Raw genomic sequence first — 21,383 nt, 5'->3', positions numbered from 1 at the left:
GCTCAGGCCCCGGCGAGCCACTCTCCGAACGCGTCGAACGAGTACTCCCGTCCGAGGAACGCTGCGACGAGGTCCGCAGCATCCGCTGATCCGCCGCGCGCGAGGACCTCTTCGCGATAGCGACGGGCGACATCGGGTGCGAACAGGTCAGCGGAATCGAACGCGCTGAACATGTCCTTCGCGATAACCAGACTCCACATGTACGTGTAATACGCCGAGCTGTAACCGGTGAGGTGTCCGAATCCGGCCTGCATGTGCGTGTCGGAGAGCGGCGTGATCACCGAGTAGCGTGCGGCGAGCTCTGCGATCGCGGCATCGTGATCGTCTGGTCGCTCGCGGTGGAGATAGTACGAGACCGCGGCGTAGAACATCTGCGTGCGCACCCAGCGACCGCGCCCGAATGCCTCGGCACGGATCATTCGATCGACGAGGTCCGCAGGAATCGGATCACCGTTCTCGTCGACGGCGAAGGTGCGCAGCACATCGGCATCCCAGGTCCACTCCTCGAGCATCTGCGAGGGGGCTTCGACGAAATCCCACTCGGTGGCGACGCCCGAGAAGCGCGCCCAGTGCTGGTCGCCGCCGAACACGTGATGCAGCAGGTGACCGAACTCGTGGAAGAACGTCTCGACCTGGTCGTGGTCCATGAGCCCACGCGAGAAGTTGCACACCAGCACGCCCTCGGGAAGCTGTGCCCCCTGCACCCCGCGCACCAGGTCGAACTGCGCGGCGTGCTTGTACTTGCCCTCGCGCGGATGCAGATCGAGATGGATGCGGCCGATGCGCTCGCCGTCGCGCAGCACGTCGTAGCTGGTGACGTCATCCGCCCAGGCCGTGGCTTCGACGGGCTGGTACTCGATGCCGAACAGGCGAGCCGTCACAGACATCACGCCGTCACGCACCCGGGAGAAGTCGAAGTAACGGCGCACGCGCTGCGCATCGACGTCGTACTTCTCGCGCCGGATGAGCTCGCCGTAGTAGTCCGAGTCTGCGGTGGTGATCTCGGTCAGCGTCGGGTCATCCTGTTGCGCGCGAGCGTGGAGAGCATCGACATCGGCCTGGGCCGCGCTGGTGCTCAGCTCAGTGATGCGGTCGACGAACTCGGCGATCGCGGAGCCGGTGCCGATCATCTTCACCTCGGCGTCGTAATCGGGCCACGAGTCGTAGCCGAGCGTGGTCGCCTGCTCGTGCCGCAGCGCGAACAGCTCATGCAGCAGCGCATCATTGGCGGGCCAGCCGCGCTGATTGAACAGCCGGGAAATATCGCGGCGTGCCTCGTGGTCGTGCGCGAACGTGCGGAACGGGCGCACGTCCGGATAATCCGTCGTGATCTCGACGAGCCCGTCGGGGCCGGCGGGGTGGGCTTCGCGGAAATCGCCGGGCAGTCCATCGAGGCGCTCAGGAGAGATGCGGATGCTGCGCACATCATCCCGCACGTTGCGCGAGAAGTCCTGCTCGATCACGGTGATGCGGGCCGCGATCTCGGAGAGTCGGGCGCGGGTCGCATCGTCCTGGTCGACTCCGCCGCGGCGGAAGTCGCGCAGGGTGCGATCGAGGAGTCGTGCGGGATCGGCATCCAGGCCAGCGGGATCGAGAGCAGCGAACACTGCGTAGAGATCCTGGTCCTGATCGCGCTCGGTGACGAAGGATGCGGCGTTCTGCATCCGGTCCTCCGCGAGTTCGCGGACCGCGGCATCGGGGTGAACCTCAGAGAGCAGCTCGGTCATGCTCGCGGCGTTCATCACCGCGGTCTCGCCGGTGTTCCACAGCTCGAGCGTCTCGAGCGCGGTGCGGGAGGTGCCGTCCTTCAGCTGTGCGACGACGTCGCGGGCCTGGGCGAGGGAAGAGTCCGCGCGTTCGGCGACGAAGGCCGCCCAGTCGGATGCGGGAAAGGAGAGAGGTTCGAGAGGCATCGAATCAGCGTACGTTGGGGTGGCTTGGGCAGAGGCTTCGACTCGCCTGCGGCTCGCTCAGCCCGTTTCGGCTCCGTCGCTGCGCTCCTGCGCTCAACGACCGGCATACGAAGTGGCTTCTGCGCTCAGCGACCCGCATATGAAGTGGGCTTCCGGCGGAGGGCCTTGCATCCGAAGTGGCCCCCCGCTCAACGACCGGCATACGAAGTGGCTTCTGCGCTCAACGTCCCGCATCCGAAGTGCGCCCCCGCTCAACGACCGGCATACGACGTTCCCCCACTCAACGTCCCGCATAACTCCGGAGCTTTTTGCGAAATCCCCGGAATCAGCGTCGACCGGAGCCGGAATCGGACAGTTTCTCCGGAGTTATGCGGGCAGACCGCCGCCGCAGGCGCTTCCCGATCACGCCCTGGCGCGGGGCGAACAGGTACACGAGCGCGAACACGCACCCCTGCACGACGACCACCAGCCCGCCGGATGCCGCATCCACCCAGTAGCTCAGGTAGATTCCCACGACGCTGCACAGAGCAGACAGGACCGGGGCGATCACCAGCATCCGCCCGAATCGGTCGGTGAGCAGATACGCCGTGGCTCCCGGGATGATCAGCATCGCAACCACCAGCACGACGCCGACGACCTGCAGGGCGACCACCGCGGTCAGGGCGAGCACGCCCAGCAGCAGCGCCCCGAGGAACCGCGGCGACAGCCCGATCGCGAACGCGTGCGTGGGGTCGAAGGCGTAGAGCGTCAGGTCGCGCCGCTTCACGACGAGCACCGTGAACGCGACGGCTGCGAGGACGCAGATCTGTACAAGGTCCCCGTTCGAGACACCGAGGATGTTCCCGAAGATGATGTGGTTGAGGTCCGTCTGGCTCGGCGTCACCGAGATCATCACGAGCCCGAGCGCGAACAGCGTCGAGAAGACGATGCCGATCGCAGCATCCTCCTTCACCCTGCTCGTCCCGCGGATCAGCCCGATCAGCCCGACTGCGAGGAACCCGAATACCAGCGCCCCGAGCGCGAACGGCGCCCCGAACACGTACGCGAGCACGACGCCGGGCAGCACCGCGTGCGAGACGGCATCTCCCATCAGTGACCAGCCCACCAGCACCAGCCAGCACGACAGCAGTGCGCATACGACCGCCGCGATCACCGTCGTCACGAGGGCCCGCACCATGAAGTCGTACTGGAGAGGTTCGAGAATCCAGTCCCAGATCATGACGACTCCAACCCGAACGCGCGGGCGAGCTGCGCGGGCTCGAGCGCCTCGGCAACCGACCCGTGGAACAGCACTCGGCGCAGCAGCAGCACGGCCTCGTCGGCGAGCGATGGCAGCGCGTGCAGGTCGTGGGTCGAGACGAGTACCGTGCTTCCGGATGCCGCGAGCTCGCGCAGCAGCCGCACGATCGTCGCCTCGCTGCGCTTGTCGACCCCCGCGAACGGTTCATCGAGTAGCAGGATGCCGGCACCGGAGCCCACACCCTGGGCGATTCCTCGGGCGACGAAGGCGCGCTTGCGCTGCCCGCCGGAGAGTGCGCCGATCTGCCGGTCGGCGAGGTCGGTGAGCTCGACGCGTTCGAGTGCCTCGTCGACGGCATCCCGATCTGCCGGCCGCGCTCGCCGCAGGAATCCCTGCCGTCCGTATCGCCCCATCATCACGACGTCGCGCACCGAGACGGGGAACGCCCAGTCGACGTCCTCGCTCTGCGGCACGTATCCGATGCGACCGCGCCGGCGAGCGGATGCCGGATCGCCGCCGTCGATCGTCACAGATCCGGATGCCGGGTGCACCAGCCCCAGGATCGTCTTGAACAGCGTCGACTTTCCCGAACCGTTCATGCCGATGAGCCCGGTGACCAGACCGGGCTCGACGGTCACGGAGACGTCGTCGAGCGCGAGGACGTCTGCATATCGCACCGTGACCGCGGAAACCGAGATGGCGCTCATGAGGCGTACCCCTCGGCATCCGCTCGTCCGGTGAGACCCGTGATGATGACGTCCGCGTCGTGCCGGATCAGATCGAGGTACGTCGGAACGGGCCCGTCGGGCATCGACAGCGAGTCGACGTACAGGATGCCGCCGAAGTCGGCGCCGGATGCTTCAACGACCTGCTGCATGGCGCGATCGGACACCGTCGACTCGCAGAACACCGCGGGCACATCGTTCGCCTTCACGAACTCGATCGTGGCGGCGATCTGTCGCGGCGTCGCCTGCTGCTCGGCGTTGACCGGCCAGATGTACGCCTCGGTGAGTCCGGCATCCCGGGCGAGGTACGAGAACGCGCCCTCGCACGTCACGAGCGCCCGCTCGTTCTCGGGGATCTCCGACAGGGAGGCGACGAGGTCGTCCCGCACCTGCTGCAGCTCACGCGAGTACGCCTCGGCGTTCGTTGCGAAATCCTCGGCGTGCGCCGGATCGAGTTCAGCGAATGCCGCCGCCATGTTCTGGGCGTACTGCTGCACGTTCATCGGACTCATCCACGCGTGCGGGTTGGGCTTGCCGGCGTAGGCGTCGGCGGTGACATCCATGACGTCGATGCCGTCCGAGACCACGACGTGCGGGACGTGCACGGAGTCGACGAACTGCGCGAACCAGGCCTCGAGGTTCAGTCCGTTATCGAGGATGAGTGACGCCTCGGCGGCTTGGCGCACATCTCCGGGTGTCGGCTCGTAACCGTGGATCTCGGCACCGGGCTTGGTGATCGACTCCACGCGCAGGTGGTCGCCGGCGACATTTTGCGCGATATCGGCGAGGACGGTGAAGGTCGTGAGGACTACCAGACGGTCGTCTTGTGTGCCGAGATCGGGACCGGCGCAGCCCGCGAGCACGACGGCGCTGATCGCGGTCAGTGCAAGCACACCTCGAAGATTTTTAGGCACACCGAAAACCTATCTTTTAGGCGAGCCGAAAACAATCCCGCCGCACGTGTTCCGCAGAGGCGTTTGTGGGTGCAGTACAAGAAACCAAGTGTCAGTGCTCATGAAACTTAGTTCCCTCGGGCAAAGCCGCGGCGTTTCGGCGATCCCGCGCTTACGATCGCCACTGGCAACGACGCCACTGACCCCTGGAGTCTCAATGACGAGTTCTACGCCTCACGCGCACGGAAACGGCCTGCGCATCACCGTCACCATCCTTGCCGTGCTGCTCGCGGCGATGGTCGTCCTCTTCTTCGTGACCACCGGAAAGATCGCCGCGGGTGCCGCGGAGCTCTCCGATGGAACCGTGACCGCGCACGAGGGCTCGAGTGACCTCGCTGCCGGTGCGCAGGAGCTTTCGGCCGGCGCGGGCACGCTCGCCGCCGGTACCGAAGATCTCGCTGACGGCGCGGAGAGCGCCCACGCCGGGTCGCAGAAGCTGTCCGCCGGTGCGCTGAGCGCCGCCACGGGCGCCGCCGCACTCGCCGCCGGCGCCGACACGCTCGCCACGGGCGCCGTGAGCGCTCAGGACGGCGCTGGCCGACTCGACAGCGGCGCGCAGTCTGCTCTGACCGGTGCGCAGGATCTCGCAGCCGGTCTGCAGAAGGCGGATGCTGGCGCGCAGACCGCCGTCGGCGGCGCGCAGGCGCTGTCCAGTGGTGCGCAGCAGGTGGATGCTGGCGCGCAGACCGCCGTCAACGGTGCGCAGTCGCTTTCCGGCGGTGCGCAGCAGGTGGATGCTGGTGCGCAGACCGCGATCGAGGGCGCACAGAAGCTGTCCGGCGGTGCGCAGGGCGTGGATGCCGGAGCGAAGCAGCTCCTCGGTGGCGTCAGCAGTCTTGCCGCCGGTGTCGCCGGAGCTCATAACGTCGCCGGTCAGGTGCTGGCAGGAGCGGACCAGCTCAGTGCCCGTCTCTCCGGTGCCGTGACACCGCAGCTTGAGGGACTCGCCGCTAACAAGGACGCGATCGCGGGCGCTGCGGCCGATGTTCCCGTGAACTCGCAGAACCTCGCGGATGGGCTGGCGGCTTTCGCCGCCGCACACCCCGAGGACGCGCAGCTGCAGCAGCTCGCAGCCCTCGCCGCCGGCGTCGATGCACAGGTCGACGGCATCGCCGGTGCTGCAGCCGCCGCACCGCTGCTCGCGCAGGGCACGATCGATGCCGCGGCGGGAGCGCAGGGGCTTGCCGCCGGAGCGAACGCACTCATCAACGGCAACGGCGCCGAGTGGCCCGGCACCGTGGCACTGGTCGACGCCGAACGTGGTGCTCCGGCGCTGGTGCAGGGAGCGACAGCACTGGAGGAGGGCACCGCGCAACTCTCGGCCGGTGCGCAGCAGCTCGTCACAGGCCTGCAGCCGCTGAAGGCGGGCACCGCGCAGCTTTCCTCCGGTGCGCAGCAGCTCGCAACCGGACTGCAGCCACTGAAGGCCGGCACCTCGCAGGTCGCCTCCGGTGCGCAGCAGCTCGCCACGGGTCTGCAGCCGCTGAAGTCGGGAACGTCCGATCTCGCAGCGGGAGCTGGGCGTTTGACGGGTGGCCTGGCGGCGCTGTCGGAGGGCGCCACCTCGCTACACGAGGGCGCGGCACGACTGAGCTCGGGCGCCGGAAGCCTCAACGAGGGCGCCGCGTCACTCGCCGAGGGCACCTCGACGCTGCAGAAGGGCGCTACGGACCTCAACACCGGAATCGGCACGCTGTCCGAGGGCGCGACGGCTGTCGCCGCCGGTTCGACCGAGATCGCTGATGGCACCGGACTGCTCGAGACCGGCGCCGCCTCCCTCGCCGACGGCAATGGTCAGATCGCCGACGGTTCCGGAACGCTCGCGACGGCGACCGCAGGAGCTGCACCGTCGATGCTGCCCTGGATGCTCGGTGTGGTGCTCATCGGTCTGATCGCGATCGGATTCTGGGTCGGCCACCGGGTCAGCTACCGGCGCACTCTCGCGATCGCGTAGGCGGACGCGGGCGAATCCGCTCACGGCAGAGCGGCTGTGAGCGGATTCGCGCCGCGGGGATCCTCCCGGCGCTCAGGGTGGAGTCATGAGCGAAGAATCTCCCATCCCGCAGTTCGGCCCCGAAGCCCGTCGCGCACTGTTCCACGATCGCGTGCTCGTGCTCGACGGTGGCCTCGACGATGACAACGGCACGCTGCTGATGACGCAGCTGCTGTCGCTGTCCGCAGAGGATCCCACCGCCGACATCGCCCTGTGGATCCACTCGCCGGGCGGCTCCGTTCCGGCGATGCTCGCGATCCGCGACATCATCAAGCTGATCCCCAACGACGTCGCAACGCTCGCACTCGGAGTCGCCGCCAGTGCCGGACAGTTCCTGCTCTCGGCCGGAACGAAGGGCAAGCGCCGCGCCCTGCCGCACGCCCGCATCCTCATGCATCAGGGATCCTCCGGTATCGGCGGCTCGGCCGGCGAGCTCGAGACGCAGGCCGATGACCTCCGGCACATGCGCGATACCGTCCTCGGACTCATCGCTGACGACACCGGCCAGCAGCCGCAACGCATCTTCGAGGACTCGCTGCACGACCGCTGGTACACCGCGGCGCAGGCCCAGGAGTACGGCTTCATCGACGAGATCGTCGACTCCATCGCGCAGATCTCGCCCCGACGCAGGGCACACGTCGGACTCGGAAGCGAAGGGGAGCAGTCATGAGCAGTTACACGATCCCGAACGTCATCGCGCAGCATCCACGTGGTGAGCGCGTCATGGATGTCTACTCGCATCTGCTCGCTGAGCGCGTCATCTACCTCGGCACCGGCATCGACGCGGGCGTTGTGAACGCGCTGATCGCGCAGCTGCTGCACCTCGACGCCGACAGTCCCGACACCGGCATCCAGTTCTACATCAACAGCGAGGGCGGCGATCCCGGCGCAGCTCTCGCGATCTACGACACCATGCAGCACATCCGCCCGGCCGTCGCGACCACCGTGGTCGGGCAGGCGATCGGTCCGGCGGCGCTCCTGGCCGCAGCCGGTGCGCCCGGGCAGCGGGCGGCCCTCGAGCACGCGCGCATCGTGCTGCATCAGCCCGCCGGTCAGTCGCGCGGAGCGATCCCGGACCTGATCCTCGCGGCGGATGAGGTAGTGCGGGTGAGATCCGACATGGAAGCAGTGCTCGCCCGTCACACCGGTGGCACTGTCGAGGCGCTGCGCGCCGACACCGACCGGGATCGGGTGTTCACGGCATCCGCCGCTCTCGAGTACGGACTGATCGATACCGTGCTGGGGGAGCGAACGGTGTGACGCCGTGCTCAGGCGGCGAGGGCAAACCGCCCGGTTGAGACGACAGCGGATGCCGGCGCCGAGGCCGCCCGCAGCTCATCAGCCACGGTGCTGGTGAGATCGATGAGCGAGGTTTCCAAGGCGCCTGCGATCGCGGCGATCATCTCGCTGGACGGCTCCTTGAGTCCGCGCTCGACCTCGGAGAGGTACTGCGGTGAGACACCGGCCTTCGCCGCGGTCTCGCCGAGGGTCTCTTCGTGCTCATGGCGCAGCCGTCGCAACTGATCGCCGAGCAGATGGCGCCAGAGCGGCTCCGGCTGCAGAGGCTTCGCGGGCTGCGGTAACTTCGAGGGGCGAGGGAACGCGAGGATGTCGGCCATGGTTCACGGTAACGCCGGGATCGTCGCACACGGGAGGTGTTCTGCTCAGAGCAGAACAGCTCCGCACAGAGCAGAACAGGTCTGCGACGGGCGAGTTCAGCCGGCGAGCTGCTCGGCGAGGAACGCGACCTGCTTCTCCCAGTGCAGCCCCTGACCGCCCTCGTGCTCGTTGAAGGGGTAGTCGACGATCTGTGCTGAGCCGCCCCAGTGGTTGTGCGCCGCATACACGGTCGACGGCGGACACACCGGGTCGAGCAGGGCCACGGAGAACAGCGCGGGTGCGGTGGCACGCTGGGCGAAGTTCACTCCGTCGAAGTACGACAGGGTCTCGAACACTCCTGCCGCGGCATCCCGATGAACGGCCAGGTATCGCACGATCTCCTGGTACGGGTCGCGGCCGGTCATACCCACTGCACGTTCGAAGTTGCACAGGAACGGAACCTCGGGCATTGCGGCGGCAAGACCGGTGGCAAGGCCCGCGGCGGCGATGGCGATGCCGCCGCCCTGACTACCGCCACAGATGGCGACGCGGGCGGAGTCGATGCGGTCCAGCGACCGGATCGCATCGATCGCGAGTACGGCGTCGGTGAAGACCCGTCGGTAGTAGTAATCGTGCGGGTCGTCGATTCCGCGGGTCATGTACCCGGGGACGGCAGGGCCGCTGCCGTGCGGGTCGGGTGTGGTGCCACCGGTGCCCCAGCCGCTGCCCTGGCCGCGGGTATCCATGAGGAAGTAGGCGTATCCGGCGACCGCCCATCCGAGACGCTCATGCGGCAGACCGCGCCCGCCGCCGTAGCCGATGTATTCGATCACCGCCGGCAGCTGCTCATCGGCGTCCGCCGGGAGAAGCAGCCATCCACCGACCGGATCACCGCCGAATCCGCTGAAGGTGACGTCGTAGACCTCGACCGACTGCAGCGGCGAATCGATTCGGCGCAGCTCGATGGGCTGCGCGAGCGCGCGGGATTCGGAGAGCGTCTGTTCCCAGAAATCATCGAAGTCTGCGGGCTCGGCCACCTCGGGGCGGTAGCTGCGCAGTTCTTCTACGGGCAGGTCGAAGCGCGGCATTGCGGGGTCCTTCACTCGGGGGTCGACACGCAGTTTATCCATGCCGCGGGTGCGCTCCTGTCGCGACGGACGGGACCGGTTACCGCTGAGGCGACCGCGGCGTGCGCACGAACGCGCTAAGGAGGAAGATCACAGCGCCGGCGATGATGAGCAGAATCCATACCGGAACCGCTGCATGCTCGAACCCGGACTTCATATCTGCCCCGAGCCCCGTGCCGATCAGGGCGCCGGCGATCGCAACGCCGAGCACCTGTCCAAACTGGCGGCTCATCGAGATGAGGCTGGCTGCGAGACCTGCTTTCTCATCGGGCAGCTGCGAGATCGCCGTGACGTTGACCGGGTCGTTCAGCGCACTGAAGCCGATTCCCATCACGAAGAACGCGATGAGCATGAACCATACGATTCCGTCGGCGGTGATCCAGAAGCCGAGACCGGCCAGAGCGATGGTCGCACCGGCGAACAAGAGCACAGCACGCGCGCTGCCCTTCGCAACGAGCCGTGCTGCGACGAGAGCTGCGATCATCGATGCGAGAGCCATCGGCATCATGAACAGGCCGGCCTCGAGCGGGGTCAGGCCGCGATAGTTCTGCAGGAAGAGGCTCGCCGTGAACATGGTCGCCCCCGCGGCGAGGACGCCGCTCATGAGGCTGAGGATCGCCGTGGTGAAGGCGCGGTTGCGGAACAGATCCAACGGGATGAGGGCCTCGGGCTTGGGCCGTTCGTAGAGGATGAGCCCGATCAGGCTCAGCACGGAGATGACGGCCGCGCCGAGCAGGACAGGGGAGGTCCAGCCGAGCTTCGACGCCTCGATCACGACGAAGACGAGGGGAACGAGGAAGGTGATGAGAAGGATCTGGCCGATCGGATCGAACGGCTTGGGCTCTTTGGTGTGGGAGTTGCGAACGAAGATGAGCAGCAGAATGATCGCCGCGATGCCCGGTATGACGTTGACCCAGAAGATCGACCGTTATCCGAATGACTGCACGAGCAGCCCGCCGATGAGAGGTCCGATGGCGAGACCCACGCTCCCGAACACCGACCACCAGCCGAGGTCCGTCGCGCGCTTGGGTCCGGTGAACACGTTCGTCACGATCGACATCGTCGACGGTGAGATCATCGCCGCCCCGATGGCCTGGAAGGCGCGCATCGCGATGAGCATCTCCTCGTTCACCGCGGTGCTGCAGAGTATCGATCCGACAGTGAAGATGACGATGCCGATGAGGAGGATCCGCCGCCGTCCGAATCGGTCGGCGAGCATTCCCGCCATGACGACGATGCTGGCGATCACGAGGATGTAGGCACTGACGATCCACTGCAGCGACTACAGCGTGGCACCCAGATCCTTGGCGATCGAGGGCAGTGCGACGTTCACGATCGTGCCGTCGAGCGTCACCATCAGGAACGGCAGCCCGCACACGAGCATCACCGTGTAGGGGCTCGTGTTGCGGGTCTTCGTCGATGCGGGCGTGCGAGTCGTGAGACATCCTCCGGACACGTGGCTTGGGGGGAGTCTAGGGGAAGAGTCGGCTCATGCATCCTCCCGTCAGAGGTTCCCGACCAGGGGCTGGCCTCTTGCGCACACGCGATTAGGCTGGGAAGCATCCCCCGGCTTGCACCAGAAAGGTGTTCCCTGTGAACGAACCATCCGAGAACCGCACCGAGCAGGGGTCTGACTTCTTCGACCAGCTCGCTCAGGGTCAGTCCCGCGAGCAGGACAGCTTCACCGTCGGCTTCCGCGGGTACGACCGCGGCGAGGTGGATGCTGCGGTCGCAGGCCTGCGCATGCAGGTGCAACGCGCGGAGGCCGAGCTCTCGGATGCGCGCTCCGGTGTGAGCCGCGATGTCGAGTCGGTGCGCGAGGAGCTCGAATCCGCGCGCTCGGAGAGCGACGAGCGGGTCGCCGAGAGCGAAGCGCGCATCGCTGAGATCGAGAAGCAGCAGGACGAGAAGCTGGCAGAGGCCCGTGCCGCAGACGAAGAGCGCATCACCGCGCTCGAGGCCGATCTCGCAGCCGCCCGTGCGCAGGTCGAAGAGGCTGAGCAGCAGGTCACCGCGCTGTCGAACGAACTCGTCGATGCGCCGCGCGACGAGGACGATGCCGCGGGCTCACGCCTGCAGTTCGAAGCGGTTCTCCGTGTCGCTGAGGAGCAGGCATCCGTCCTCATCCAGAACGCGGCCGTGCAGGCCGAGCGGCTGCTCGAGGCGGCACGCGAAGAGGCTGACGGCCGCCGCGCCGAGCTCGCGGCCGAGGTCGACCGCGTCACCACGCAGGCCCAGCACGACGCCGACCAGGTGCGCCTGCGCATTGACACCGAGTACACCGCTCACGAGGCCCGCATCCAACGCGAAGCCGCGCACGCGTCCGAGAAGGTCAACCAGGCCGAGCAGGAGGCGGCGACGATCCGCACCGAGGCCGAGAAGGGCGCAGCAGCGCTGCGCTCGATGGTCACCCGCGAGACGACCCAGCAGCGAGCGGATGCTGAGCGCGAAGTCCGCGAGATGAATGCACGCGTCCTCGAATTCGAAGAGACCCTGACCCGCCGTCAGGACGACGCCCAGCAGGAGTTCCTGCTGCTGCACAATCAGGCGGTCGCCCACGCAGAGCGCATCACCACCGATGCGAACGAGCAGGTCGCGTCATCTCTCGAGCACTCGAAGCGGATCTCGGCGAAGGCCGACGACTACGAGCGGCTCATGCGCTCGCAGTCGCAGGCGATCGAGGCCGACGCGCATGTGCGCGCACGAGAGACCCTCGACCGCGCGCGCCAGAAGGCGCAGAAGATCGTGTCCACGGTCACCGGCCACACCACCGAGGTGCTGCGTGACGCCGAGGACCGCACCCGCCAGCTGCGCTGGCAGCAGCAGCAGCTGAACAGCTTCATGGCCGAGGTGCGCGAGCTGATCCGTCCAGAAGGTGTTATCGCCGGTGCTGACGCGGATGAAGATGAGGACGAGGCCGAGGCCGAGGTCGACGAGCTCGACGAAGAGGTTGAGAACGAGACTGACGAAGAGGTCGAGAACGAAGCTGACGACGAGGACGACGACGACCAGGACTGATCTGTGCGTGCCCTCAGGTCACGGTGACCGTGACGGTGTCCCAGCCTTCAGCGCCGTCCGGAACCACAGGGACCGGCGTGCCGCTCTGGGTCTGTCCGGCCTGATCGGTCGCACGGACTTCGAGCTCGTGTTGGCCGGCCGCGGCATCCCACTCATAGACCCACTGCACCCACGTGTCGGATGAGATCGGGGTCGCGAGCCGGGCGGGCTCCCAGGAGCCTCCGTCCACGCGAACCTCCACACTCGCGATTCCGGTGTGCTGAGCCCATGCCACGCCGGCGACAGCGACGGTTCCACTGGTCACGTTCGACCTGACTCCGGGCACATCGATGCGTGACCCGATCTTGATCGGGCCCTTCTCGGACCATCCGCGATCGGTCCAATAGGCCCGGTCCTGATCGAATCGGGTGACCCGCAGCTCGGTGACCCACTTGGTGGCCGAGACGTATCCGTAGAGGCCCGGAACGACCATCCGCACCGGGAAGCCGTGCACGGCGGGCAGCGGATCGCCGTTCATCCCGACGGCGAGGATGCTGTCGCGGTTCTCGTCGAGCAGGATCTCCAGCGGTGTGCTCGCTGTGAAACCGTCGATGCTGCGTGAGAGCACCATGTCGGCACCCTCCTGGGGCTTCGCCCTGGCGAGCAGCTCGCGGATCGGATAACCGAGCCACACGGCGTTGCCGATGAGGTCACCACCCACCTCGTTCGACACGCAGGCGAGGGTGACGACGGTCTCGATGAGTGGCAGCGCGAGCAGCTCGTCGAAGGAGATCTCGATCTCGTTCTCGACCATTCCGGTCACGCGCAGCCGCCAGTTCGCCGGGTCGACGGCGGGTACTTGCAGCGCGGTGTCGATGCGGTAGAACTGGTCATTCGGCGTGATCAGCGGCGAGATTCCTTCGATATCGAGCGTGGATGCCGCGGGAATCGGCGCCGCGGCACGGGAAGGCTTCGGAAGCGATATCGCTGCTCGCACGGCGTCGGCTGCGAGGCTCGCCGCATTCGCAACCCGCGCCCCGACGCCGACGACGACAGCCGCAGCCGCGGCTCCGAGCAGGAGGGCGAGGAAGCGGCGACGGGTGGGCGCGGCATCCGCTCTGTCCGCATCGTCGCGTTCCGCATCGTCGCGTTCCGCGTCGTCGTGTGCGGCAGGGGATGTCCAGTCGCGAAGGCGACGAATCGATGCACGCAGCAGCAGGCTTGCCCCGAGCATCCCGATGACCGTTGGCGCGGCCCACATCCAGGTAGATTGCGATCGGGTCGTCACGGCCACGCCGGCGACGACGCCGAGAGCGATGAAGATCATCACGCCCCAGGGCGGGCGGTATCGCTCGATGAGCCCCGCCGTCGCCGCGACGACGGCGAGCACGGCGAGCAGCAGTGCGACGAAGAACACCTTGTCGCCGGTGCCGAACAGCGCGATGACGGCATCCTTGACCCCGGGAGGCGCGAGATCGATCGTCAGCGATCCGATCGCCAGGACGGGACTGCTCTGCGCGGCGATGAGCACTGCGGTGGCTTCCGCGATCGCGAGGCCGGCGCCCGCGCTGACGAGACCCGTGAGAGCCGCCCACCTTCGCTCGATCTTCGCGCGCACGTCGCAATGATAGGTACGCAAGCTTGGGCCGTTCCCAGGGTTCGCGCGGACCCGCTCGAGTCGTACCCTGGACGCATGTCGAATCTGGTGAGTCCCGCTGAGCTGTCGAGTCTGTCGGATGCTGGGGCGCGCATCCTCGACGTGCGCTTCCGCCTGGAGAAACCCGACGGCCACGACGACTATCTCGCGGGGCACATTCCCGGCGCGGTGTACGTCGACCTCGAGACGGAGCTGTCGACGCATGGCCTGCCGGAAGACGGGCGGCACCCGCTGCCCGACACTGCCACGGTGCAGACCGCCGCACGGCGGTGGGGGCTGAACGAGGGCGATGTCGTCGTCGTGTACGACGACTACCGAGGTCTCGCCGCTGCGCGGGCGTGGTGGTTGCTGCGACACGGCGGCATCGATGTGCGGGTACTCGATGGCGGATGGAGCGCGTGGCAGGCCGCGGGCGGAGCTGTCGAAACCGGCGAGGTGACACCGGAACCGGGTGCGGTGGAACTCGCGGATGTCTCGGGGGACAGCCTCACGATCGACGAGGCGGCGGCGTTCCCGGCATCCGGTGTGCTGCTCGACGTGCGCGCTCCGGAGCGGTTCCGCGGCGAGGTCGAGCCGCTGGACCCGATCGCCGGCCACATCCCGGGTGCGGTGAATCTGCCGACCGTTCTGCACTTCGCCGCCGACGGCGCACTTCTTGCACCGGACGCGCTGCGCGACACCTTCGCAGGCGCGGGAATCGCAGAAGGCACCCCGGTCGCGGCGTACTGCGGGTCGGGACTCACCGCCGCGCACACCGCGCTCGCGCTCGCCGAGGCTGGGATCGACGCGAAGCTGTTCCACGGCTCATGGAGCCAGTGGTCGAACACTCCGGGGCGCCCGGTGGCCACAGGGGAGTAGCCGCGGAGAGCGCGCCGAATCCCAGACGCTCCGTACCTCGCACGGCGTGCCTACCTGGCGACACGCCGCCACACGAGGGGATCGTCTGGGATTCGGACCGGCAGGCCGCGGCCGGGATGCGCCGGTGACCGGGTCCCCCGGGCGCGCGTAGACTGGAGAGACCACCCCGGAAGACCGAGGAACTGTCATGTCTGCCCCTGCTCGCACGTTCACCGTGCGCCACGTTCAGCTGTTGCGCGCGCTCTTCGCGGCAGCATCCGCACTCATGATCACGTTCTCGCCGGACCACTCCGCGGCTGTCGGCTTCGCCGTCTTCGGCGGGTTCGTCGCTGCGAGCGGCTTCCTCCTGATCGTCGCCGCATGGATCGTCGCATCCGCGGGCAACCGCTGGCCGTTCATCCTGCTCGCCATCATCGACCTGCTCGCTGCGATCTCCAGCGGCGTCCCCACCTGGCGCACAGACGGGGCGTTCTTCCTCGCCGTGATCATCTGGGCTGCGGCATCGGGCCTGGTCGAACTGATCGCGGGGCTCCGCGCTCGCCGCACCGATCCGACGGCCAAGGATGCCATCACGATCGGTGCTCTGGGGCTTTTGCTCGCGATCGTGCTGCTGTTCATCCCGGCGAACTATGCGCTGTCGTACTCGGTAGAAGGTACGGCGGGCACGCTCACCGGAATCATCCTCGGCGTCGGCATGTTCGGTGGCTACACGGCGATCGTCGCAGTCTTTCTCGCGATCGCCGGCTTCTCCCCGAACCGCCCGGCATCCTCCGGTGCCGCATCCGCTCAGGATGGTTCGCCGGAGAGCGCAGAGACCACCGTCTCTGATCGCGGATCTGTTGAATCGGGAGGCGCTGCGTGAGCGAGAAGAACACCACCCGCCGGGAGCTGCTGCGTCCGCTGCACCTGCTCGGCATCGCCCTGGGGACGGGCCTGTTCGCTGCCATCGTGACTCTCGTCTCGACCGGCGCGTTCACTTCCCGTGTCACCTCGGCGATCGCCGCCGGCACGTACACCGGTTTGACGCCGGTCGTACTGGGGCTCGTCGTCGGCGGCGGCGCATTCATCGTGACGCTGCTGATCATGTCGATCCTGATCCTCGCCGTCGACCCGCGCGAGTACGAGCAGGAGACGGTCGAGCGTCCGGTGCTGTACGACGAGCCCGACGACGGGCCGGCGAACGACGCCTCTGCGTGATGAAGGCCGTCCAATGACAGAGGCGACTACCCGTGCGTCATCAGACGTGCTTCTCGGTGTCTGGATGTTGGGTCTGGCCGGCTTCGTCGACGCCATTGCGTTCATCGTCCTGAAGGGCAACTTCGTCGCGTTCATGTCGGGGAACTCGACGATCCTGGGATACGCGGTGGCCACCGGTCACTGGAGCCTGGCCGCTCTGTCGGTCACCCTGATCATCCTGTTCTTCATCGGATGCGTCGTCGGCGCATCGATTGCGCGATGGGCAGGTTCCGGAGGCCATCGCGGTGTGATGGTCCTGATCGCCGTTCTGGCCCTCGTGGCCGCGATCGTGGCCAACACCGCATCACCGCAGATGGGCGTGATGCTGATCGCGGTCATCGGCGGCCTGATGAGTTCGGCACTGGCCTCGAACACCGATGTGAAGGTCGGACTGACCTACGTCACCGGCACCGTGGTGAAGGCAGCGCACCAGTTGGTGGCGGGCATCGGGACAGCGCATCCGTGGGCCTGGCTGAAGACATTCGGATTCTGGTCGGTCTTCGCCGTCGGTGCAGCACTGGGCGGTCTCGCCTTTCACGGACTCGACACCGCATCGCTGTGGATCGCTGCCGGGATCGCCGTGGTGGCATGCGTGCTGCCGCACCGGCGGGTGCCCGCCGATCAATGATCGTTATCGGACGGCCTCGGCAGCATCGAGCGCGACGTTCGCGGCTCGGCGTCCTTCCTCGATGAGACGGCCCACGTCCCGCATCGTCCACTGAGCCATCCGCTCCATCTCCGGCTGGATCAGCACGACGTTCGGGTCGCGGGCGAGGTCGGCCGTCTGCGTGATGGTGCGCATCATGCGCACGTTCTCCCACTTCGCATGCAGATGCACGACGATGACGCGTTCCGCTCCGAGCTCTCGCGCTGCCGTGTACGGCACGTTGTCGATCATGCCGCCGTCGGCGAGCAGCCGGCCATGCACACGGACCGGGGGGAGGAGCCCGGGCACCGCGATCGTCGCTCGGAGCGCGGTGCTCAGCGGTCCCGTATCGAGCGTGACGGTCCGCCGAGTGCGAAGGTCCGTTGCGACAGCGCCGAATTTCCGCGGGAGGTCCTCGATGAGGGGATCCTCGCCGAGGAGCCCGTGGATGGCGTTGGTGACTACCGTCGTGTCCAGCAGCCCCCAGCGCGGACGCATCGTCCACTTCGCGATTCTGCTCCAGCGGAAGCGGCGTGCGATCTGCTCGATGGCGGCACCATCCAGGCCCGCCGCGTACGCCGATCCGACCAACGCACCGGAACTCGTCCCGGTCACGATGCCCGGGCGGATGCCGCGCTCTTCGAGCACCTGGAGCACGCCGACGTGGGCCGCGCCGAAGGCACCGCCACCGCTCAGCGTGACAGCGAGTCGTGTGTCATCACCGTTCGACGGCGTATCTGTGTGCACGTGGCGACCGTACCACTGGCAGCGAGAGCGCGCTCGCCGCTGAAACTACTTCGCGAGGCGCTCCGCGATGCCCGTGTAGGTCGCGGGCGTGAGGGCGAGCAGACGCTGCTTGGCGGCATCCCCGATTTCGAGCCCCTCGACGAACTCAGCAAGTTCCGCGGCACCAACGCGGTGGCCGCGAGTGAGTTCCTTCAGCAGGGCGTACGGGTCGCTGATGCTCGATCGGCCTGCGACGACCTCGGCACGGATGACGGTCTGGATGGCCTCGGCGAGGACCTCCCAGTTGTGGTCGAGGTCATCGAGCAGTACCCCACGCGCCAGCGAGATCTCGTTCAGGCCGCGGCGCAGGTTGTCCAGCGCGAGCAGCGAGTGGCCGAATGCGACCCCGATGTTGCGCTGCGTGGTCGAATCGGTGAGGTCGCGCTGCATGCGCGAGGTCACCAGTGTCTGGCTGAGAGTGCCGAGCAGCCCACCGGTGATCTCGAGGTTCGCCTCGGCGTTCTCGAACCGGATCGGGTTGATCTTGTGCGGCATCGTCGAAGAGCCGGTCGCACCCGCGACCGGGATCTGCGTGAAGTACCCGATCGAGATGTAGGTCCAGATGTCGGTGGCGAGGTTGTGCAGGATGCCGCCGGCATGACGCACGCGGTCGTAGAGCTCGACCTGCCAGTCGTGCGACTCGATCTGCGTGGTCAGGATGTTGAAGCCGAGCCCGAGGCCCTCGACGTATTCGCGGGCGATCGTCGGCCAATCGGCGTCGGGGTCGGCGGCGAGGTGCGCAGACCAGGTGCCGGTGGCACCGGAGAACTTCGCCAGATAGTCGGATGCTGCGATCTGAGCGCGCACGCGCTCCAGACGCCACGCGAAGACCGCGAGCTCCTTGCCCATCGTCGAGGGGGTCGCGGGCTGTCCGTGCGTGCGGGAGAGCATCGCGGCATCCGCATGCTCGACGGCCAGCGCGCGCAGCTTGGCGACGACGCCATCCAGGGCCGGCAGCCAGACGTTCTCGACGGCGCGCTTGACAGTCAGCGCGTACGAGACGGAGTTGATGTCCTCGCTCGTGGCCGCGAAGTGCGTGAGTTCGGCGATGGCGTCCAGACCGAGCGATGACAACCGATCGCGCACGAGGTACTCGACGGCCTTCACATCGTGGCGGGTGACGGCTTCCTTCTCGGCGAGCCAGTCGATCTCGGCCTGGCCGAAGTCACGGTACAGGCCGCGCAGTCGTTCCTTGTCAGTATCCGCCAGTGGCGAGGTCTCGAACAACGACCGATCAGTCAGCGCGATGAGCCACTCGATCTCGACCTCGACGCGGGCGCGGTTCAGTCCCGCCTCGGAGAGGTAGTCGCCCAGCGGTGCGACGGCCGGACGGTAGCGTCCGTCGAGGGGGCTCAGCGGCTGGACGGGGAAGGAATTCGGGGAAGTCAGGGGAATCCTCCTGATCGGGCCCCTCAGATCGGGGGCAGCGTGGGGTTCTGGGGCAGCGTGCGGTGCTGAGCGCGAGGCATCATGCGCCTGCTGCGCAGCGCGGGTTCGAGCTGACGGAACAGGCCTCGGGTCGCGGTCTCAATCATAGCGAGCACGGAATCGAACGTCCCGGTGTCAGCGTAATAGGGGTCGGGGACATCGAGAACGTCCGCATTTCGGTCATAGGTGAGAAGGAGGATGATCTTGCCCTCCTGATCCTCGTCGCGTGACCACTGCCGGAGGATGCGCTCGTGCGAGCGGTCCAGGGCGACGACGAGATCGTTGTCGGCGAAGGATGCCGCGGTGAACGGTTTCGCACGATGCTGGGAGCCGTCGTACCCCCGTCGATCGAGCGCGTCGATCGTGCGCTCATCGGCGCGCTCTCCGACGTGCCATTCACTCGTACCCGCGCTCGTCGAGACGATGAGAGGACCCAGTCCCTGGTGCTCGGCGAGGTCGCGGAACACCACCTCCGCCATCGGCGAGCGGCAGATGTTTCCCGTGCACACGAAGATGACGCGGAAGGGGTCCGAGGGTGACACGCGTCCCATTCTGCCGCCCTGGTCCTGTTCTGCACAGAAGGCCTTTGCGGCGAGCTTTGCACGGTTCGCGGATTTCCGGTGTTCCAGCGGCTTCACGGCGGAGCATCCTGGGCGCATGTTGAATGTCATCGCCGCCGACGGATGGTCCTCCGATGCCCTGTGGGCCTGGTACTGCGCACAGCGCGCGCTGCGGGAAGCAGCTGCCGTGCTCGAGGATGCCGGGACGGCGCTGGTGCCCCTCATCGCCGACAGCGAATGGCAGGCGAAGGGAGTCATGGCGCTGCATGAACTCATCGTCGAGATGAGAGCGCGCACGGCATCCGAAGTGGGTGAGCTGAGCGCTCGCCTCTGGGAGATCGAGACGATGGCGGCATCATGAGCGACGAACTCGAGATCACGCACGGCGGTGCGATCGCGGTCGATTCGGATGCCCTCCGCGGCGTTGCCGATGCCCTGGCGGTACTCGCACCGAGATTCGCGGATGCCGCATCCGCGATCCGCCGCGCGCACGGATGCCTGCTCGCGCTGCCGATGGCATCGATGCGCGTCGACACGGTGGCGCTGTGGGGGAGCGTCGATCGCGTCGATGCGCTTCACGAGGAATGCCGGGTGGCGGGGGAGAACACCCGGCTCATGGCCGACGTCTACGAGCTCGTCGAGCACAGGGCTGAGCTCGCGGCGCTCGCCATCCAGGAGCGGCCGCCGTCGAACGCGTTGCTCGACCGGATCGCGGAGCTCGAGGCATCCGATCCTCGCGTGGTCGAGATGGAGACGTGGCTGCTGGCGGGGTGGGAGAAGCGACGCACCGAGGGGCTGCACGCGCAGTTCGACCTCGGCGCCTTCTGGGTCACGCCCGAGGCGGGGCCGAACATGGGGCTGCTCCTGGGAGCGGCGGCATTGGGCGCCGCTGGTGTCGGGCGCCTTCCTCCGTACGCGGCACTCTCCGGGCGCGGTGATCCGGTTTCGGTGACTCCGGTGCGGACGACCGCTCCCATCGGACCGCCGAACAGTATCGCCGAGGCGCTGCGACGATTCCCCGGTGAGTCCGGCGCCCAGATCAAGGTCGAAAAGTACGCGATGGCCGATGGATCGAATCGATTCGTTCTCTACTCGAAGGGGACTCAGCCCAAGAGCCTCATCGATTGGAACGAGCCCTTCGATATGAAGTCGAATCTCGAGCTATACACCGGGCAGGAATCTGCTTCGTACGTGGCAACGGTCGATGCCTTGCGGGCTGCAGGCGCGCAGGCGGGTGATGAGGTTCAGATCTATGCGCATTCGCAGGCCGCGATGAACGCCGCGTATCTGGCATCCGGGAGCGAGTTCGACGTTACGGTCCAGGTGACGGCCGGAAGTCCTGTGCAACCGACACTCGATGACGACCAGTTGCTGATCGAGCTGCGGCACACCGACGACATGGTCAACAGTCTCGCCGGTGGCGGACCGCCAGCGGGCACAGGATCGGCGGACAGCCTCGTCGTCACACGCGTCGGTGATCCGGAGCCGCACATACACGACGTGTGGCTGCATCCCCACATGATGGAGAGCTACACGGAGACGGCCGAGCTTCTCGACGCATCAGACGATGTGCGATTGGAAGCCTGGCGCGACAAGGCCAGGGAACTCACGGACGCCGTGTCGATCGAGTCGACGGAGTACGTCGCCCGGCGGGACTGAAGCGCG

At 67.3% G+C, this 21,383-nt stretch carries 21 protein-coding genes and 1 pseudogene; 10 read left to right on the top strand and 12 right to left on the bottom strand.

Features of this window, described 5'->3' with window-relative positions; genetic code table 11:
* Positions 1–2: 2 nt before the first annotated feature.
* From ACTIAO_RS10290 to ACTIAO_RS10275, 4 genes are all read right to left on the bottom strand, one after another.
* Complete coding sequence (locus tag ACTIAO_RS10290) at positions 3–1,913, bottom strand: M3 family metallopeptidase (RefSeq protein WP_441906172.1); 1,911 nt, start codon at positions 1,911–1,913, stop codon at positions 3–5.
* 325 nt (positions 1,914–2,238) lie between these two features.
* Entirely contained in the window at positions 2,239–3,132 is an 894-nt protein-coding gene (locus ACTIAO_RS10285; protein WP_441906171.1) for a metal ABC transporter permease, read from the bottom strand.
* Positions 3,129–3,860 (bottom strand): metal ABC transporter ATP-binding protein, encoded by a 732-nt coding sequence (locus ACTIAO_RS10280; RefSeq protein ID WP_441906170.1) that lies wholly within the window; start codon positions 3,858–3,860, stop codon positions 3,129–3,131. Before ACTIAO_RS10280 ends, ACTIAO_RS10285 begins: the two co-directional genes overlap by 4 nt.
* A complete protein-coding gene (locus tag ACTIAO_RS10275; protein ID WP_441906169.1) occupies positions 3,857–4,792 on the bottom strand; it encodes a metal ABC transporter substrate-binding protein in 936 nt (311 codons plus the stop codon). The genes ACTIAO_RS10280 and ACTIAO_RS10275 overlap by 4 nt, the downstream gene beginning before the upstream one ends.
* Before the next feature lie 196 nt (positions 4,793–4,988).
* On the opposite strand from ACTIAO_RS10275, the gene ACTIAO_RS10270 reads away from it, so the two are divergent.
* From ACTIAO_RS10270 to ACTIAO_RS10260, 3 genes are all read left to right on the top strand, one after another.
* Positions 4,989–6,785, top strand: coding sequence for a hypothetical protein (locus ACTIAO_RS10270; protein WP_441906168.1), 1,797 nt, complete (start codon positions 4,989–4,991; stop codon positions 6,783–6,785).
* A gap of 85 nt (positions 6,786–6,870) precedes the next feature.
* Positions 6,871–7,494 (top strand): ClpP family protease, encoded by a 624-nt coding sequence (locus ACTIAO_RS10265; RefSeq protein ID WP_441906167.1) that lies wholly within the window; start codon positions 6,871–6,873, stop codon positions 7,492–7,494.
* A complete protein-coding gene (locus tag ACTIAO_RS10260) occupies positions 7,491–8,084 on the top strand; it encodes a ClpP family protease (protein WP_441906166.1) in 594 nt (197 codons plus the stop codon). The genes ACTIAO_RS10265 and ACTIAO_RS10260 overlap by 4 nt, the downstream gene beginning before the upstream one ends.
* Positions 8,085–8,092: 8 nt before the next feature.
* On the opposite strand, the gene ACTIAO_RS10255 is transcribed toward ACTIAO_RS10260, so the two are convergent.
* From ACTIAO_RS10255 to ACTIAO_RS10240, 4 genes and pseudogenes are all read right to left on the bottom strand, one after another.
* A complete protein-coding gene (locus ACTIAO_RS10255; RefSeq protein WP_441906165.1) occupies positions 8,093–8,443 on the bottom strand; it encodes a helix-turn-helix domain-containing protein in 351 nt (116 codons plus the stop codon).
* Between the two features lie 96 nt (positions 8,444–8,539).
* Positions 8,540–9,511, bottom strand: a complete 972-nt coding sequence (locus ACTIAO_RS10250) for an acetylxylan esterase (RefSeq protein ID WP_441906178.1) — start codon at positions 9,509–9,511, stop codon at positions 8,540–8,542.
* 79 nt (positions 9,512–9,590) lie between these two features.
* Positions 9,591–10,820, bottom strand: a pseudogene (locus ACTIAO_RS10245) (MFS transporter).
* Between the two features lie 12 nt (positions 10,821–10,832).
* Positions 10,833–11,006 carry a hypothetical protein gene (locus ACTIAO_RS10240; protein WP_441906164.1) on the bottom strand — a complete coding sequence of 58 codons (174 nt, stop codon included), beginning with the start codon at positions 11,004–11,006 and terminating at the stop codon, positions 10,833–10,835.
* A gap of 137 nt (positions 11,007–11,143) precedes the next feature.
* Between ACTIAO_RS10240 and ACTIAO_RS10235 the strand changes: the two genes are divergently transcribed.
* Positions 11,144–12,568: a cell division initiation protein gene (locus tag ACTIAO_RS10235; RefSeq protein ID WP_441906163.1), complete on the top strand. Its 1,425-nt coding sequence runs from the start codon at positions 11,144–11,146 to the stop codon at positions 12,566–12,568.
* Positions 12,569–12,581: 13 nt separating this feature from the next.
* On the opposite strand, the gene ACTIAO_RS10230 is transcribed toward ACTIAO_RS10235, so the two are convergent.
* Complete coding sequence (locus ACTIAO_RS10230; protein WP_441906162.1) at positions 12,582–14,165, bottom strand: molybdopterin-dependent oxidoreductase; 1,584 nt, start codon at positions 14,163–14,165, stop codon at positions 12,582–12,584.
* A gap of 75 nt (positions 14,166–14,240) precedes the next feature.
* On the opposite strand from ACTIAO_RS10230, the gene ACTIAO_RS10225 reads away from it, so the two are divergent.
* The 4 genes from ACTIAO_RS10225 to ACTIAO_RS10210 all read left to right on the top strand — a co-directional run bounded on the left by ACTIAO_RS10225 (position 14,241) and on the right by ACTIAO_RS10210 (position 16,926).
* Positions 14,241–15,062: a sulfurtransferase gene (locus tag ACTIAO_RS10225; RefSeq protein ID WP_441906161.1), complete on the top strand. Its 822-nt coding sequence runs from the start codon at positions 14,241–14,243 to the stop codon at positions 15,060–15,062.
* 187 nt (positions 15,063–15,249) lie between these two features.
* Positions 15,250–15,924: an acyl-CoA synthetase gene (locus tag ACTIAO_RS10220; RefSeq protein WP_441906160.1), complete on the top strand. Its 675-nt coding sequence runs from the start codon at positions 15,250–15,252 to the stop codon at positions 15,922–15,924.
* Positions 15,921–16,259 (top strand): hypothetical protein, encoded by a 339-nt coding sequence (locus ACTIAO_RS10215; protein ID WP_441906159.1) that lies wholly within the window; start codon positions 15,921–15,923, stop codon positions 16,257–16,259. Before ACTIAO_RS10220 ends, ACTIAO_RS10215 begins: the two co-directional genes overlap by 4 nt.
* A 13-nt stretch (positions 16,260–16,272) precedes the next feature.
* On the top strand, positions 16,273–16,926 hold the full coding sequence (locus ACTIAO_RS10210) for a YoaK family protein (protein WP_441906158.1): 654 nt from the start codon (positions 16,273–16,275) through the stop codon (positions 16,924–16,926).
* A gap of 3 nt (positions 16,927–16,929) precedes the next feature.
* Here the strand turns inward: ACTIAO_RS10210 and ACTIAO_RS10205 are convergent, their stop codons facing one another.
* From ACTIAO_RS10205 to ACTIAO_RS10195, 3 genes are read right to left on the bottom strand one after another with little or no spacing between them, the layout of a single operon-like run.
* A complete protein-coding gene (locus ACTIAO_RS10205) occupies positions 16,930–17,691 on the bottom strand; it encodes a patatin-like phospholipase family protein (protein ID WP_441906157.1) in 762 nt (253 codons plus the stop codon).
* A 45-nt stretch (positions 17,692–17,736) separates the two neighbouring features.
* On the bottom strand, positions 17,737–19,119 hold the full coding sequence (gene purB / locus ACTIAO_RS10200; RefSeq protein WP_441906177.1) for an adenylosuccinate lyase: 1,383 nt from the start codon (positions 19,117–19,119) through the stop codon (positions 17,737–17,739).
* Between the two features lie 23 nt (positions 19,120–19,142).
* Entirely contained in the window at positions 19,143–19,709 is a 567-nt protein-coding gene (locus ACTIAO_RS10195; RefSeq protein ID WP_441906176.1) for a low molecular weight protein-tyrosine-phosphatase, read from the bottom strand.
* A 106-nt stretch (positions 19,710–19,815) separates the two neighbouring features.
* Between ACTIAO_RS10195 and ACTIAO_RS10190 the strand changes: the two genes are divergently transcribed.
* Together ACTIAO_RS10190 and ACTIAO_RS10185 are read left to right on the top strand one after the other, a co-directional pair.
* Positions 19,816–20,079: a hypothetical protein gene (locus ACTIAO_RS10190; RefSeq protein WP_441906156.1), complete on the top strand. Its 264-nt coding sequence runs from the start codon at positions 19,816–19,818 to the stop codon at positions 20,077–20,079.
* A complete protein-coding gene (locus ACTIAO_RS10185) occupies positions 20,076–21,377 on the top strand; it encodes a hypothetical protein (RefSeq protein ID WP_441906155.1) in 1,302 nt (433 codons plus the stop codon). Before ACTIAO_RS10190 ends, ACTIAO_RS10185 begins: the two co-directional genes overlap by 4 nt.
* The last annotated feature ends 6 nt before the right edge of the window (positions 21,378–21,383 follow it).

Origin of the sequence: Microbacterium sp. (assembly GCF_052099035.1) — a bacterium.
Lineage (GTDB): Bacteria > Actinomycetota > Actinomycetes > Actinomycetales > Microbacteriaceae > Microbacterium.
Note: the sequence above shows the minus strand (reverse complement) of the source record. Positions and strands in the feature narration are given on the sequence as shown.